15 protein-coding genes and 1 pseudogene are annotated in these 15,502 nt (G+C 66.6%); 9 read left to right on the top strand and 7 right to left on the bottom strand.

Annotated elements, in window-relative coordinates:
• Nucleotides 1-82: 82 nt before the first annotated feature.
• Nucleotides 83-655 (bottom strand): DUF721 domain-containing protein, encoded by a 573-nt coding sequence (locus tag ACSZL9_RS16165; RefSeq protein ID WP_446666541.1) that lies wholly within the window; start codon nt 653-655, stop codon nt 83-85.
• Nucleotides 652-1,803, bottom strand: coding sequence for a DNA replication/repair protein RecF (gene recF / locus ACSZL9_RS16170; protein ID WP_446666542.1), 1,152 nt, complete (start codon nt 1,801-1,803; stop codon nt 652-654). The genes ACSZL9_RS16165 and recF overlap by 4 nt, the downstream gene beginning before the upstream one ends.
• A gap of 69 nt (nt 1,804-1,872) precedes the next feature.
• Here recF and ACSZL9_RS16175 point away from each other — a divergent pair, with 69 nt between their 5' ends.
• Nucleotides 1,873-2,676: a DinB family protein gene (locus tag ACSZL9_RS16175; protein ID WP_446666543.1), complete on the top strand. Its 804-nt coding sequence runs from the start codon at nt 1,873-1,875 to the stop codon at nt 2,674-2,676.
• Nucleotides 2,677-2,866: 190 nt separating this feature from the next.
• Here ACSZL9_RS16175 and gnd read toward each other — a convergent pair.
• The 3 genes and pseudogenes from gnd to dnaA form a co-directional block, all read right to left on the bottom strand.
• Nucleotides 2,867-3,802, bottom strand: a pseudogene (gnd, locus tag ACSZL9_RS16180) (phosphogluconate dehydrogenase (NAD(+)-dependent, decarboxylating)); the annotation flags it as partial.
• A 74-nt stretch (nt 3,803-3,876) separates the two neighbouring features.
• Nucleotides 3,877-5,007, bottom strand: coding sequence for a DNA polymerase III subunit beta (dnaN, locus tag ACSZL9_RS16185; RefSeq protein WP_446666544.1), 1,131 nt, complete (start codon nt 5,005-5,007; stop codon nt 3,877-3,879).
• Nucleotides 5,008-5,720: 713 nt separating this feature from the next.
• Nucleotides 5,721-7,151 (bottom strand): chromosomal replication initiator protein DnaA, encoded by a 1,431-nt coding sequence (gene dnaA, locus ACSZL9_RS16190; RefSeq protein WP_446666545.1) that lies wholly within the window; start codon nt 7,149-7,151, stop codon nt 5,721-5,723.
• A gap of 511 nt (nt 7,152-7,662) precedes the next feature.
• On the opposite strand from dnaA, the gene rpmH reads away from it, so the two are divergent.
• The 8 genes from rpmH to ACSZL9_RS16230 all read left to right on the top strand — a co-directional run bounded on the left by rpmH (nt 7,663) and on the right by ACSZL9_RS16230 (nt 13,493).
• Nucleotides 7,663-7,800, top strand: coding sequence for a 50S ribosomal protein L34 (gene rpmH, locus ACSZL9_RS16195; RefSeq protein WP_446666546.1), 138 nt, complete (start codon nt 7,663-7,665; stop codon nt 7,798-7,800).
• A gap of 30 nt (nt 7,801-7,830) precedes the next feature.
• A complete protein-coding gene (rnpA, locus tag ACSZL9_RS16200) occupies nt 7,831-8,178 on the top strand; it encodes a ribonuclease P protein component (RefSeq protein ID WP_446666547.1) in 348 nt (115 codons plus the stop codon).
• A gap of 4 nt (nt 8,179-8,182) precedes the next feature.
• On the top strand, nt 8,183-8,461 hold the full coding sequence (yidD, locus tag ACSZL9_RS16205; RefSeq protein ID WP_446666548.1) for a membrane protein insertion efficiency factor YidD: 279 nt from the start codon (nt 8,183-8,185) through the stop codon (nt 8,459-8,461).
• A gap of 57 nt (nt 8,462-8,518) precedes the next feature.
• A complete protein-coding gene (gene yidC / locus ACSZL9_RS16210) occupies nt 8,519-9,571 on the top strand; it encodes a membrane protein insertase YidC (protein ID WP_446666655.1) in 1,053 nt (350 codons plus the stop codon).
• Between the two features lie 107 nt (nt 9,572-9,678).
• The gene (locus ACSZL9_RS16215) at nt 9,679-10,233 is read left to right on the top strand and encodes a Jag family protein (RefSeq protein ID WP_446666549.1); all 555 of its coding nucleotides are present in this window, start codon (nt 9,679-9,681) and stop codon (nt 10,231-10,233) included.
• 10 nt (nt 10,234-10,243) lie between these two features.
• Entirely contained in the window at nt 10,244-11,044 is an 801-nt protein-coding gene (gene rsmG, locus ACSZL9_RS16220) for a 16S rRNA (guanine(527)-N(7))-methyltransferase RsmG (RefSeq protein ID WP_446666550.1), read from the top strand.
• Between the two features lie 275 nt (nt 11,045-11,319).
• Nucleotides 11,320-12,300, top strand: a complete 981-nt coding sequence (locus tag ACSZL9_RS16225) for a ParA family protein (protein ID WP_446666551.1) — start codon at nt 11,320-11,322, stop codon at nt 12,298-12,300.
• Complete coding sequence (locus tag ACSZL9_RS16230) at nt 12,297-13,493, top strand: ParB/RepB/Spo0J family partition protein (RefSeq protein ID WP_446666552.1); 1,197 nt, start codon at nt 12,297-12,299, stop codon at nt 13,491-13,493. Before ACSZL9_RS16225 ends, ACSZL9_RS16230 begins: the two co-directional genes overlap by 4 nt.
• A gap of 352 nt (nt 13,494-13,845) precedes the next feature.
• Here the strand turns inward: ACSZL9_RS16230 and trhA are convergent, their stop codons facing one another.
• Both trhA and ACSZL9_RS16240 read right to left on the bottom strand, forming a co-directional pair.
• Nucleotides 13,846-14,496 carry a PAQR family membrane homeostasis protein TrhA gene (gene trhA, locus ACSZL9_RS16235; protein WP_446666553.1) on the bottom strand — a complete coding sequence of 217 codons (651 nt, stop codon included), beginning with the start codon at nt 14,494-14,496 and terminating at the stop codon, nt 13,846-13,848.
• A gap of 101 nt (nt 14,497-14,597) precedes the next feature.
• Nucleotides 14,598-15,107, bottom strand: a complete 510-nt coding sequence (locus ACSZL9_RS16240) for a DUF5994 family protein (protein WP_446666554.1) — start codon at nt 15,105-15,107, stop codon at nt 14,598-14,600.
• Between the last annotated feature and the right edge of the window lie 395 nt (nt 15,108-15,502).

Raw genomic sequence — 15,502 nt, forward strand, 5'->3', positions numbered from 1 at the left:
AGGTCGTTGGCTCTGCTCAAAACTCGCCCTACTGTACGTGGACCGGCCGGGGGAGCGTCCGGATACTGCCGAGCGTCTTCGGTCACCCGTAGGTGTCACGGGGGCCGCGACCGTCCCGCACGGTGCGCGGACCCTTCTTCCAGCTGGGTGCGTTGGGCCCGACGATGCGCAGCGACTGCACCACGTCGGTTCCCACCGCCTGCTCGAAATTGCCGAGCAGGGTGGAGGACAACAGCCGCAACTGGGTGGTCCACGCAGTGGAGTCGGCGCGGATGGTCAACTCTCCACCGGTGAAGGAAACTGGCTGCGCGTGCGCGGCGACCGCTGCACCGACGATCTCATCCCACTGGCCCATCACGGACCCGGCCGCGACGTCCACCTGCCAACCGCGATCGACGAGTAGCCGGTCCAGCTGGTCGCCGATCATCGCCGGGTCGCGGGCGCTCTTGCCGCTGCTGTCGCGTGCCCGGCCGGTCCCGAGGTCGGCGGCCTTGCGCGGGCGACGTCCGGCGGGTGAGCCGGGACGAAAACCCTTCTCCCGCGCCGAGACTCGCGCTCGCCGGACGGCGTCACGCACTGCATCCAGCGGGTCCGCGGTCTCCTCGACGTCCCGCGGATCCTGGGATTGCTGGTCTTCCCGGTCGTGGTCGCTCATCGGCTGTCCTGTGCCTGGACCTTGCCCAGCGTGACAGTGAACTGTCTGCCGGTGAGCGACTCGGGCACGTCGTCGTCGACGGCAGCAGTGATCAGCACCTGCTCGCAGTCGGCCACCATGAGCGCGAGGCGCCGGCGCCGGCCCGCGTCGAGCTCGGCGAAGACGTCGTCCAGCACGAGCACCGGGTCGGTGCCCAGGTCGTGTCGCAACAACTGGAACGCCGCGATCCGCAGCGCGAGCGCGAACGACCACGACTCGCCGTGGCTGGCGTAGCCCTTCGCCGGCAGCGTCCCGAGCCGCAGCACGAGCTCGTCCCGGTGCGGTCCCACGAGGGTCTGGCCGCGCTCCACCTCGGCACGGTGCTGCTGCTCGAAGCTCTTGGCGAACCCGGCTTCCAGCTCGGCCACCTCCGGCACCTCGCCGGCGGCGAGTTGCTCGGCGAGTTCGTCATACAGCGAACTCTTGTAGGTGACCTTCGCGTCCGACTGCCCGGCGCTGACCTCGTCATACGCGAGGTTGAGGTAGGGCTGCAGGTCCCGCAACAGCCGCAGTCGTGCGTAGACCAGGTTGGCGCCGACCGACGCGAGATGGCTGTCCCAGACCGGCAGCGTGGCCAGCGCGGCCGTCCGATCGGGCGCGGTGCGGGCGGTCTTCAACAGGGCGTTGCGTTGCTTGAGGATCTTGTCGTAGTCGCTGCGGGCACCGGCCCAGCGCGGCTGCCGGGCGACGAGCAGGTCGTCGACGAAGCGGCGGCGTTCGCTCGGATCGCCCTTGACGAGCGCAAGGTCCTCGGGCGCGAAGAGCACCGTGCGCAGCGTGCCGAGTATGTCGCGGGGGCGGGTGACCGGGGAGCGTCCCAGCCGGGCGCGGTTGGCGCGACCGGGATTGATCTCCAGCTCGAGCTGCTGCTCACGGCCGTCCCGCACCACGGCACCGCGGACGATCGCCTGCTCGGCGCCGGCGCGGACCAGGGGCCCGTCCTGCGCGACACGGTGCGAGGACAGGGACGCCAGGTAGCCGACGGCCTCCACGACGTTGGTCTTGCCCTGGCCGTTGAGGCCGACGAAAGTGCTGACCCCGTCGGTGAGTCCGAGGTTGGCGGACTCGTAGGACCGGAAGTCCTTCAGAGTCAGATGCCGCACGAACACCTGCCCGAGTCTAGGCGCGGGCTGCCGTAGGGCCGACGATTGTCGGACCCGACTGGCATCGTGGTGAGCATGGTCAGTTTCGACGGGTCCGACGACCTGCGGGGTGCGCGGTTCTCGGACGTCAGCCTGCAAGGGGCAAAGTTCGTCCGGTCCGACCTGTCCGGCGTCGTGGCCCGCGCTGTCGACGTGTCGGGAGCGGAGATCGACGCGCCGTGGTTGTTCGACGGCGACGAGCCGCTGGTGGTCAACGGCGTCGACGTGCGCCCGTTCGTCGACGCCGAGCTCAACCGGCGGTTCCCCGGTCGCGAGCAACGGCACGCTGCCGACCCCGACTCCCTGCGGTCGGCCTGGTCGGCGGTCGAGGGTGCCTGGGCGGGTGCGGTCGACCGCGTCGCCGCGATGCCGACCGGGACAGTCGACGTGTCGATCGACAACGAATGGTCCTTCGCGCAGACCCTGCGGCATCTGGTGATGGCGACCGACGTGTGGCTGCGGAGGGCGATCTTCGGTGTCGAGGAGCCGTTCCACCCGGTCGGACAGCCGAACGCCGAATTTGTGTCCGACGGTGGCGATCTCGCGGCTTTCAGCGAGCCGGCTCCGTCATACGAGCGAGTGCTGGAGGTCCGGGCCGAGCACCTCGCACTCGTGCGTGACTTCCTCGCCGACGTGGCGGCCGAGGAGTTGCGCACCCCGCGCAAGAACCCGTGGGAGCCAGCCTATCCCGAGACCACCCTGTCTTGTCTGCACACCATTCTCGAGGAGGAGTGGGAGCACCTGCGCTATGCCGTCCGCGACCTCGACACGATCGACGCCCGCACGGCTTCGGAGCAGAATAAACGCGGCCAGGGTGACGGGCCGGACGAACTCAACTGAACGACAACGGGGCTCGGTGAGAGGCAAAGACCACTCGACCGAACGAGAACTCGGCCACAGCAACAGGCATGACCGACCCAACCACACGACAAGCGGACGCCCCGCGCAGCGACGACCAGGTGAAGTGGCTGCGCGAGCGAGCTCGCGAGCCGCGCCGCCACCTCACCTGCGAGGAGCGGAGAGCAAAAGCTCAGTGGTCGGTGACGATGCCCTTCTCGCCCTTCTTGGTGACGGCATGCCCGCCGAACTCGTTGCGCATTGCAGCGACGGCCTTCATGGCAGGGGAGGAGGTGCCCTGCCGGGAGAAGAACCGCTGGAAGAGCGACGCAGAGATGACCGGCATCGGGACGCCGTACTCCACGCCTTCCTGCACGGTCCAGCGTCCCTCGCCGGAGTCGTTGACGAAGCCTTCGATGCCGCTCAGGTCGCCGTCCTTCGCCAGCGCGGCCGCGGTCAGCTCCTGCAGCCAGGAGCGCACGACGGTGCCGCGGGTCCAGGCCTTGAACGCGGCGGGCACGTCCTTGACGATCTCCTTGGCCTCGAGCAGCTCGTAGCCCTCGGCATACGCCTGCATCATCCCGTATTCGATGCCGTTGTGGACCATCTTCACGTAGTGCCCGGAGCCGACGTCGCCGGCATGCACGAAGCCCTCGTCGCGCGGGCCCTCGGGACGCAGCGCGTCGAAGATCGGCATGACTCGCTCGATGTCGGCGTCGGAGCCGCCGGCCATCAGGCCGTAGCCGTTTTCCTTGCCCCAGACTCCGCCGGAGACGCCACAGTCGACGAATGCGATGCCCTTGTCGGCGAGCTCCTTCTCGTGCTTGGCGTCATCGGTGAACTTGCTGTTGCCGCCGTCGATGACCAGGTCGCCCTTGTCGAGCAGGCCGCCGAGTTCGTCGATCACCGACTGGGTGATCTTGCCGGCCGGCACCATGACCCACACGGTGCGTGGTGCCTCGAGCTTGCTCACCAGCTCCTTGAGGTCCTTGACGTCCGAGACGTCCGGGTTGGTGTCGTAGCCGACGACGTCGTGCCCGGCCGCCTCGAGGCGGCCACGCATGTTGCCACCCATCTTGCCCAGGCCGATCAAACCGAGTTGCATGCCACGCCTTTCGTCGATGTCGCGACCTGCACGTCGCGAGCTGTATGTCGGGACTTGCCCCGAACGCTACTCCGGATCCTGCAGCACGACCGTGCCGGTCAGCTTGCGAAACGGACCGGCATCAGGACGTAGCGGTAGGACTCGTCAGCTTCGCCGTCCGCCTCGGCCTGCCCGGACAGCACCGCCGGACTCTTGGGCTGGGTGAACGACATACGGGCGAATTGCGTGCCGAGTGCGCCGAGTCCGTCGAGCAGGAACTGCGGGTTGAACGCGATCTCGATCTCGGGGCCGGTGAGGGTGGCCTCGACCGCTTCGGACGCCTGCGCGTCATCGCCCTGACCTGCCTCGATTGCGACCTGTCCCTCCGAGAACCGAAGGCGCACAGGGGTATTGCGCTCTGCGACCAGGGAAACACGCTTCACAGCCTCGGTCAGCACGGCGGTCTCGATGACCGCGACCGAGTCGACGCTGGTGGGGAAGATCGAGGAGACCTTCGGGTATTCGCCGTCGAGCAGTCGGGTCGTCGCGCGACGCTGTCCGGCCTCGAACCCGACGAGACCGTCGCCGCCGGCGGCCGAACCGAGGGCGAGTTGGACCGACCCCGAGGCACCCAGCGCCTTGGCGGTGTCCTGCAGCGTGCGGGCAGGGATGAGCGCGGTCTGCTCGGTGTCGGCGGTGGTGGGGTTCCAGGTCAGCTCGCGCAGCGCCAGCCGGTAGCGGTCGGTCGCCAGGAGGCTGATTTTGTCGCCCTCGATCTGCACGCGCACGCCGGTCAGGATGGGCAGGGTGTCGCTGCGGTCGGCAGCGATGGCCACTTGCGAGACAGCAGTGGTGAACACGTCGCCGGCGATCGCACCGGTCGGCTCGGGCGACGTCGGCAGGGTCGGGTAGTCGGCCGTCGGCATCTGCTGCAGCGAGAACCGGCTGGACCCGCAGGTCAGCTCGACCTTGTGCTCGTCGGCGGTGATGGTGACCGGCTTGTTGGGCAGCGAGCGGGAGATCTCGGCCAGCAGACGGCCGAGGACCAGCACCTGGCCCGGTTCGTCGACCTGCGCGTCGACAGTGACCTTGGCCGACACCTCGTAGTCGAACGCGCTGAGGGTGAGACCGTCGGTGCTCGCATCGAGCAGCACACCGGCGAGGACCGGCACGGGCGGCCGGTTGGACAGGCCGCGCACGGCCCAGGTCACGGCCTCGGCCAGGACATCGCGATCGACGATGAGCTTCACGTACAAACCATCCTTGTTCTCAAGCACTCATCGGTATGACGAGACGCTTCTCGGAGCAAAACGCTGTTGTCCGCGGCGTCGACGTTCGCGCAGCGGACGCCTTCCCGGGGCAGCATGACCCTAGTCGCCGCGTCCAAGCGGCCGCTACCTGCCGGGTGGTCCGGTTGTGCCGCGTCGTGGGTTGGTGGAGGTCGGCCAGCTGAATGTCGGTGGATGGATCGGTGAGCGGGCCGGAATCCCCAGCGGGCAATGGCGAAAACGCCATCTCTCTCCGGTTGGTAGGGGTAGTAGCAGCTGTGGAAAGTGTGGAGAACTCGCGCGAGCGGCGTCATACGGCCGAGGTCGGGTGTGGAGAACTTCGGGACGGTGCCTGTGGATAACTCGGGTCGTCAGTGGACGAAGGACGTTGTCCACAGGCTGTCCAGAGGTTGGTGCCATCAGCGACGGCGGTTTTCCACAGCTGACAGGGGTTCTGCACACCGCCCGGTGTGGACGAACCGCGTCGTAACACCCGTCCCATGGTGAACATTGGGAAAACTACCCACACCTTTATCCACAGGGTGTGGATGAAATCACAGTCGCGCGCTGTCGGGAGCGATCTTCGTCGATCTCGACCGCCGCAGGAGCGTGTTCTGAGCAGGTTGTCGACGCCGACAAGACGACACCGCTGTCCACAGCGGATGTGGACAGCGGTGTGGAGAGGTGGTGGATGCTCAGGCAGTCGCGCGCCGGATCTGCGTCGTCAGCTCACTGATCTGCTCGTAGAGGTTGGCGCGCTCGCCCATCAGCTGCCGGATCTTGCGGTCGGCATGCATGACCGTGGTGTGGTCGCGGCCGCCGAACTGCTGGCCGATCTTCGGCAGCGACAGGTCGGTCAGCTCGCGGCACAGGTACATCGCGATCTGCCGGGCGTTGACCAACGTGCGGGAACGCGACGAGCCGCACAGCTCCTCGACGGACAGGCCGAAGTACTTCGCGGTCTGCCGCATGATCGCGGTCGCGCTGATCTGCCCCGAGCTCGCGCTGGGCATCAGGTCCTTCAGCACCCGGCCGGCCAGCTCCTCGGTGACGTGCTGGTTGGAGACCGAGGCGTATGCCGTGACCCGGATCAACGCACCTTCGAGCTCACGGATGTTGCTGGGGACCTTGCTCGCGATCAGGCTGAGCACCTGGTCGGGCATGTGCATCGAGTCGGCGACGGCCTTCTTGCGCAGAATGGCGATGCGGGTCTCCAGGTCCGGCGGCTTCACATCGGTGGTCAGCCCCCACTCGAAGCGCGACCGCATGCGGTCCTCCAGCCCCGACAGCATCTTCGGTGGCTGGTCCGAGGTCAGCACGATCTGCTTCTCGCTGTTGTGCAGCGCATTGAAGGTGTGGAAGAACTCCTCCTGCGTGCCGTCCTTGCCCTGCAGGAACTGCACGTCGTCGATCAGCAGCACATCGACGTTGTCGCGGTAGCGCTTCTGGAAACTCGAGGCCTTGTCGTCACGGATCGAGTTGATGAAGTCGTTGGTGAACTCCTCAGAGTTCACGTAGCGCACCCGCATGTGCGGGTAGTAGTTGCGGACGTAGTTGCCGATCGCATGGAGCAGGTGCGTCTTGCCCAGGCCGCTCTCGCCATACACGAACAACGGGTTGTAGGACCGTGCCGGCGTCTCGGCGACCGCCTGCGCGGCGGCGCACGCGAACCGGTTGCTCGCCCCGATCACGAACGTGTCGAAGGTGTATTTGGGGTTCAGCCGCGCATCCTGCACCGGCTCGGTGGTCGTGGGTTGCCGCTGGCGCGCTGCCGCAGCGGTGAAGAGGTCCTCGTCGGCGGCGGGCTGTGGATCGGGCGCCGCGGGCCGGGGTGCCTCGGGCACGTCGTCATCGGCCGGTCGCAGGCTGTCGTCGACGGTCACGGCGAGGCGTATGTCGGTGCCGAGCTGCTCACCGAGTGCCTGACAGATCGGCTCACTCAGTGTTGTCTCGACGAACACCTTGGTCTGCGGAAACGGCACCGCCAGCACCGCCGTGTCACCGATCAGGCCGGAGAGCCGAGCGAGCCGCAGATAGGCCCGATCACGGGCCGGGATCCCGGAGTCCTCGATCCCGAGCATCGCGCCGTGCCACACGTGAGCGAGGTCGACATCCGGTTCGCTCACAGCGCTGTGTCCTCCCTGACAAATGGCGTACGAGGTCTGGCGAGGTTAGCTCGCCGACAGACATGCTACGCCGTTAATCCACATAGTTATCCACAGGCTGTGAATGAGTGAGGGCGATATCACCGCCCGCGGCGGGACCGTCCGGAAGACGCCGACGCTAACAACTTGGACGCGAGCCCGGCAAGCCCGGAGAGCGAAGAATTTCGTCCGTGTCCGGCGTGGCGACTTGGCAGTGCCGGCCGAACGTCCTTCACTGAGGGGTTCGACCTGTGGCCCGGCGCGGTCGCGGGTGCGCTGCTGCTCAGTTTGACCCTGTGGAGTGGCGGACCGTATCGTAACCGGGAGCTTTCTTCGCGCCCGCCTGCCTGACCAGCACGGTTCCTTCCGGCAGGTGGCCGAGCAGTCCTGACTGCCGATCTCGGCGAGCCGGACTTCCGGTCACAGCGAAGACCCTATGACCGAGCACGATTCGGACCCACCGTGGGTTCGCACATTTCCGACGGAGACGACAGTGAGCAAGCGCACCTTCCAGCCCAACACCCGCCGCCGCGCCAAGGTGCACGGCTTCCGCCTGCGGATGCGCACTCGCGCCGGCCGCTCGATCTTGTCGGCGCGCCGCTCCAAGGGCCGCGCCAAGATCTCGGCCTGAGGGTTTCCCTCGGCGTCCGAACGGGCGACAGTGCTTCCCACGAACCATCGACTGCGTGACAGTGCGGACTTCTCCGCGGTGTTGCGCAGTCGTCGTTCGGGCCGGGCGGCAGGCCCACGCTTGGTCGTGACGGCCGCGACGTCCGCTGCGGACGGCAACCGGGTCGGACTGGTGGTCTCCAAGGCCGTCGGCAACGCGGTGGTGCGTAATCGCACCAAGCGTGTGCTGCGGCACCGGATGGCGGCGCTGTTGCCCACCGTGCCGGAGCACGTCGATGTGGTGATCCGCGCGAACCCGGCGGCCGGGTCCGCGTCGGGCCACCAGTTGCGTCACGATCTCGACGGCCTGCTCGAGACGGCCGTCTCGAGGCGTCGGTGATCTCATGGCTGTCGCCCGGGTGCTCGCACGACCGTTGGTATGGCTGGTCCGGCTCTACCAGATCCTGATCTCCCCGCTCCTTCCACCGAGTTGCCGGTTCGCGCCGTGCTGCTCGGCATACGCCATCACGGCGCTGAACCGGTTCGGGCTGTTCAAGGGTGGCTGGCTGACGATGCGTCGGCTGCTCCGCTGCAACCCTTGGAACCCTGGCGGCGTCGACCACGTTCCGCCTCGTGTCACCGCGGACGACTCCGGCGCACGGGCGCCGGCGCCGCTCCACTAGTGCGGCGCACCTACGCCGCAGCCGCTCACTTAGCCGTTCACTAACAAGGACTCCGCCATCTACGACTTCTTCGACACGATCCTTTACCCACTCGAATGGTTCGTCGCCTTCGTCATGGTGGGGTTCCACAAGGTCTTCACCGCTGTCGGGCTGCCCGCTGCCAACGGTTGGACGTGGGCGTTGTCCATCGTCGGCCTGGTGCTCGTGCTGCGCATCATGCTGATCCCGCTGTTCGTCAAGCAGATCAAGTCCTCGCGGCGGATGCAGTTGATCCAGCCGGAGATCCAGAAGATCCAGAAGAAATACAAGGGCAAGAAGGACGCCGAGTCTCGTCAGAAGATGACTGAGGAGACGATGGAGCTCTACAAGAAGGCGGGCACCAACCCCTTCTCGTCCTGTATGCCGATGCTCATCCAGTCACCGTTCTTCTTCGCGTTGTTCCGTGTGCTGGACCGCTTGAAGGACATCGGCAGCGGCGAGCACGATCCGATCGGCTGGATGACCCAGTCCGCGGCCCACCAGGCCGAGCAGTCGACGTTGTTCGGCGTGCAGCTCTCTGCGGGATTCCTGCACCCGGGCGCATCGGACGTCGCGGCGACGCGGATCCTGGCGACGGTGCTGATCGTGTTGATGGCGTTGACGATGTTCACCACGCAGCACCAGCTGATGCGCAAGAACATGCCGGCCTCGGCCTTGGACAACCCGATGGCGAAGCAGCAGAAGTACATCATGTACCTGATGCCGCTGTTCTTCTTCATCACCGGCCCCAACTTCCCCATCGGTATCCTGCTCTACTGGGTCACCACGAACCTGTGGTCGATGGGCCAGCAGTTCTACACGATCCGCCGTATGCCGGCGCCCGGCTCGGCCGCGGAGCAGGCGCTCGAGCAGCGTCGGGCCGCCAAGGGCAAGCCGATCACCAAGCTGAGCATCCCGGGGCTGCACAAGGACGGTGACGAGCCGGAGACCGAGGACGCGTCCGTGTCGCTGGCCAAGTCCAAGACGCCGCCGGGGACTCCTGGTCTGGTGACTGCTGACGGTGGGACTGCCGGCAAGGCCGGCGGGCAACGCGTCCAACCCAAACGCAACAACAAGAAGCGCAAACGCTGAGCGCTTTCCTTTTTCGTCGCAGCGGCCGAGATCCCGGCCGCTGCAGGCGGTTCAACTGATCCGAATCGCCCCACAGATCAACGCGAGCAAGTGCACTGGGAGAGAAAATGACGGACGTGACGACGTACGATCCGGTGTCGGCCGACGAGACGGCGGAGACCGAGACGAGCAACAGGGCCGCGGACAAGACCGTTGACCTGGACCGCGAGGGTGAGATCGCGGCGGACTTCCTGGAGACGCTGCTGGACATCGTCGACATGGACGGCGACATCGATGTCGATGTCGATGGCGACCGGGCGTCGGTGTCGATAGTGGACTCCGAGGAGGGTCGGGTGCCGCGCCGTCTGGTGGGGCCGAACGGCAAGGTGCTGGATGCACTGCAGGAGCTGACCCGCCTCGCGGTGCAGGCCGAGACCGGCAACCGCAGCCGGCTGATGCTCGATGTCGGGGGGTTCCGCGCCGACCGTCGGGCCGAGCTGGTGAAGGTCGCCGAGGACGCGGTTGCCTCCGTGAAGGCCGACGGCGAGCGCGTCGCGCTGGACCCGATGTCGGCATTCGAGCGCAAGGTCGTTCACGACGCAGTGCTCGCTGGCGGGCTGCGCTCGGAGTCGGAGGGTGCCGAGCCGCGACGCTTCGTGGTGGTTCTGCCCGCCGACGACTGAGGCGTTCCACGTGAAACAGGATGACCCGGACCGGTCGGAGTGGGTGGGGCACGGCTCTGCAGCTCTGGAGACCGCTGAGGTCCCGCCTGCGCCCGCGGCGGCGCGCGAGATCTTCGGCGATCGGTTGCCGGTGGCGATCAGCTATGCCGAGGTGCTGTCCGGATCCGGGGTGATCCGTGGACTCATCGGGCCGCGTGAGGCACCGCGGCTGTGGGAACGTCACATCCTGAACTGTGCCGTCATCACAGAGCTGATCGAGCCGGAGTCGTCTGTCATCGACGTCGGAAGCGGGGCCGGCCTGCCCGGCCTGACGATCGCGATCCGCCGGCCGGACCTGTCGGTGACCCTGGTGGAACCGTTGCTGCGCAGGGTCCGCTGGCTCGACGAAGTGATCGACGAACTCGAGCTGACAAACGTCACTGTGGTCCGCGGTCGGGCGGAGGCCTTGTGGGACGAGCTCCCACCGGCCGACGTCGTCACATCGCGTGCGGTGTCAGCGCTGGAAACGCTGGCGATCTGGTCGATGCCGCTGGTCCGGCCCGGTGGTTGGTGGCTGCCGATGAAGGGCGCCTCCGTTGGCGAGGAGATCGACCAGAGCAGAGCGTTGCTGCACAGGGCCGGTGTCACCGACATCGATGTGGTCGAATGCGGGGTGGGGGTGCTGGATGAACCCACCACAGTCGCCCGACTTGCGGTCGGTTCACCGCAGCGCCTCAGCAAGACCGGTGCGAAGGTCGCCAGATCGACCAAATCCGGCAAACGACGCAAGAGTCACGGCAATCGACCCGGCGGGGCCGGGAAGACCGGTTGACGTCCACCAACGGTCGCTCTCGGCCGCTGGATCTGAACGACGAACGGAAGAGGCGAACGGTGAGCACAACGTCGCTGCCCACAGGCTGGCAAGGTTCCGCGAGCACGACCGCCAGTGGGGAACCCGTCGGTTGGCGCAATGCGGCGAGGTTGGAGCCGACCGTCCAGATCGGCCCGCTGCACCCGTTGCCCGCGGGAGCGGTCCCGGTCGATGGAGCCACGAATGACGTCACGCAAGCGGACGATGCGACGGACGTTTCCCGTGAAACGCGCGCCGTGAGCGACGCGGGCGCAGAGGGTGACGAGCGCCCGGTTTCCCGTGAAACGGCTTCTCCTGCGAAACCGGCGGAGCCGGCCCTGGTGGACGAGACTCTAGTCTCTTCGCCGCTGGCGGACCAGCTCGCCGACCAGGCGCGCCGCCGCGCACGGCTGTCCGAGGGAAAGGTCGTTCCTCCGGAGCGTCCCCGCGTGCTCACAATCTCCAACCAGAAGGGCGGCGTCGGCAAGACCACCACGACGGTGAACGTCGCCGCCGCGCTTGCGCAGTTCGGCCTGAAGGTGCTGGTCATCGACATCGACCCGCAGGGCAACGCGAGCACCGCGCTCGGCATACCGCACCACGCTGAGGTCCCGAGCGTGTATGACGTAGTCGTCGAGGACGACGAACTTGCCGGTGTGCTGCAGGAGTGCCCGGACATCGCCGGGTTGTGGTGCGCGCCAGCCACCATCGACCTGGCCGGCGCAGAGCTCGAGCTGGTCTCGCTGGTTGCACGTGAATCACGGCTCAAGCGCGCGATTGAGCACTACCAGCAGGAGCCGGGTCCGGCCGGACGATTCGACTTCATCTTGATCGACTGCCCGCCGAGTCTCGGACTGCTCACCGTGAACGCGTTCGTTGCTGCCGAAGAGGTCTTCATCCCGATCCAGTGCGAGTACTACGCCCTTGAGGGACTGAGCCAGCTGCTGAAGAACATCGAGCTGATCCGGGCGCACCTCAACCCGCAGCTGCACGTGTCGACGATCCTGTTGACGATGTATGACGCGCGCACCCGCCTGTCGGCACAGGTCGCCGACGAGGTCCGGGCGCACTTCACCGATCAGGTACTGAAGGCATCGATCCCGCGGTCTGTCCGCATTTCCGAAGCGCCCAGCCACGGGCAGACGGTCCTCACTTACGATCCGTCCAGCAGCGGCGCCTTGTCGTATGCCGAGGCTGCCAAAGAGATGGCGATGCAACACACTAAGATCGACGAGTGAGCGAAAAACGACGCGGACTCGGGCGCGGCCTGGGTGCCTTGATCCCGACAGCACCAGCACAAACCCCCGGAGCGCCCCGACCTTCCGACGTCTTCTTCCCTGAGGGATCGCGGGTGGCGAAGCCGACGACCCCGTCCGGTGAGGAACGTTTCACGGGAAACAATGAGCGAGCGGACGCACCGCACACCAAAGCGACCGACGCCGAGCAGACAGAAACCGGGCCGAAACCCGCGTCAATCGAGCAGACGACGGCTGAGGCGTCTGGAGCGGCCGACGAATCGACCGTGCTGCCGAAGGACACGACGAGCAATGCATCGGACATAACGACCGACTCGACGAGTGATGAAGCCGTCGAGGAGCTGCGGGAAGTGCCGGGCGCAACCTTCGCTGAGTTGCCGATCGACCAGATCCGTCCGAACCCGCGACAACCACGCACCGTCTTCGATGAGGACGAGCTTGCCGAGCTGGTCCACAGTGTCCGGGAGATCGGCGTGCTGCAGCCGATCGTGGTCCGCCGCCTGTCCGCTACCGACGCCGCCGAGGCAGGCGTCACCTACGAACTCATCATGGGTGAGCGTCGGTTGCGCGCGAGTAAGGCAGCAGACAGGCAGTCGATCCCGTCGATCATCCGCAGCACGGGCGACGACGACATGTTGCGCGACGCCCTGCTGGAGAACCTGCACCGTGCACAACTGAACCCACTCGAAGAAGCCGCGGCATACGGGCAGCTGCTGGACGACTTCAGCTGCACACATGAGGAGCTCGCGGGCCGCATCGGTCGCTCCCGCCCGCAGATCAGCAACACGCTGCGACTGCTCAAGCTGCCCGCCCTGGTTCAGCGCCGTGTTGCGGCGGGTGTCCTGTCGGCCGGACACGCTCGTGCCCTGCTCGGCCTGGCCGACGCGGCCGCCATGGAGCGACTGGCTCAACGGATCGTCGCCGAGGGCCTGTCCGTCCGCAGCACCGAGGAGATCGTCGCGCTCGGTGGCGACAAGGAGAAGTCGGTGCGCCGCTCCCCGCGGGCCGGGCAGCACCACCCGCAACTCGACTCGTTGGCCGCGAACCTCTCCGATCAGCTCGACACCCGCGTCAAGATCGCCCTCGGCAAGAAGCGTGGCCGGCTGACCGTGGAGTTCGCCAGCGTCGAGGACCTGAACCGCATCATGGATCAGTTGGGCGTTCAGCGCGACTGAGGTTGCACGTGAAACACGTTGATGCGCGACATGTTTCACGTGGTTGCCTTGGTGGGGCGGCGGCCACGCCGCCGCCCCGGTCTCACTCCCTCGCTCCGCTAGCGCTCCGCTCGCTCATAGGCCCGGGTCGACGACGCACCCGCCGCCTTCGCCGCATACCTCCGTCTGTGTACTGTTGTTGTTCTCTGTTGCTGGCTGATCGGTTGCATGCCGTTGCCCGACATGGCCACTGAGCTCGGTCGAGCCCCCAATACCTGCCTATGGCAAGTTGGTTTGGCCCCACCGTGACGGTTCGAGTTGGCCCCACGCGGTTGACCGTTCGCCGGTTGCTCTCGGTCCGAATCGGCCGAGCTCAAGTAGTGGGGTTGGTGTAGGTCACGATCGATATGGCGACGTAGTGGGTGATGAATGCGGTCGTGGTGAGGGTGTGGAAGATTTCGTGGAAGCCGAACCATTGTGGTGATGGGTCAGGGTGTTTGGTGCCGTAGACGATCGCGCCGAGGGTGTACAGGAGTCCGCCGATGGCGATGAGGGTGATGACGGCGGGCCCGCCTGTGCGGGCGAATGGGCCGATGTAGAAGATCGCGACCCAGCCGAGCGCGAGGTAGATCGGCACGTATAGCCAGCGGGGTGCGCCGATCCAGCAGACCCGGAACGCCATGCCCAGGATCGCACCGCCCCAGACCAGGGACAGCAGGGCGGTGGCTTGTGTCCGGTTCAGCAGCATGAGCGCGAAGGGCGTGTAGGTGCCGGCGATGATCAAGAAGATGTTGGAGTGGTCGATGCGCATGAGCCGGCGTTGCACGGCTGGGGTCCAGGTGCCGCGGTGGTATGCGGCCGAGGTCGCGAACAGCAGTCCGGCGGTCACGGTGAAGGTGATCGCACCGATCCGGGCTGGCGTGTCCGGTGACAGGATGATCAGCACGATCCCGGCGGTGATCGCTAGGGGTGTCATCACCAGGTGAAACCAGCCGCGCAAGTGCGGGGTGATCACACCCGCCATGCCCTCGGTGTCCGGTCCTTGGGCGGAGCCAGAGACACGAGGTGATGTCCCGTTACCCATGGCTACCGCCTTTCCTGCGCTGGGGCCTTGTTGCTGAGAGGTCAGTTGAAGGGGTGCCCGTAGCGGGCTGTACTGCGGGTATCAGGGTGGCCGCCTTCGTTGTCCCAGGCGCCGGTTTCTTCGGGTGATGCGGCGGCGTTGTCAGGGGCTTCGGTGGGGTCGTTGATCACGGTGCCGTAGCCCGCCAGGACGATCTTCGCGAAGTGTGTGTCGGTGTCGGATGGGATCACGGTGAGGACGAGTCGGGTGTACCCGGTCAGGGAGAGAATGATGTTCTCGGGGTAGCGGGCGTGGGTGAACCAGCCGAGCTTGGTGATACCGAGCGTGGTGTGGATCTTGCGGGGTGCTGGTGGCCATTGGCCTTGGGTGTATGAGACCCGTGCGATCCGCTCGTGGAAGTGATCGTGCACCGCCACGTCAAGGTCGGCGATCTCGGCGCCCAGGTCCGTACTGTGTGGCCACCACGCGCCATCGGAAGGACCTGTGCCGCGGGTGCCGCTCAGGCTCCACCGGATGGTCGTGACTGACGGTGCGACCGGTGCGGCAGTCATCAGGACCACACTCCGCTACGTGATGGTCCTAGTGGTGTGTTCGGGTGTGCTGGGGACCGCGGCCCGGTCAGTGTCGGCCAGCCATAAACGATCCAGCAGGCGACCACGCGGATGGGTGTCGTGAACATGATGTGCTCCCTTCGGGAGCTGCAGAAGAGGTGAATCTGGAAAGTCGAGACGGCCGGAGAGACCCGGCAATCAGCAGCGAATGCGCCCCTACCAGAACGGTATTCGGCGTGCGCGAGAGTGGAGCTGTTGTCGGCGACATACACCAGGGGAAGCTGATGAACGCGCGTCCGTCGACACGAGTCGTGGCCGACGACGCAGGGTAGGCGAAGCCTGATCGGCCTCGCACGAAACGGCCCCTACGACATTCATGATACGCCCGATCCGGG

The sequence above is a fragment of the Flexivirga sp. B27 genome (genome assembly GCF_052905685.1).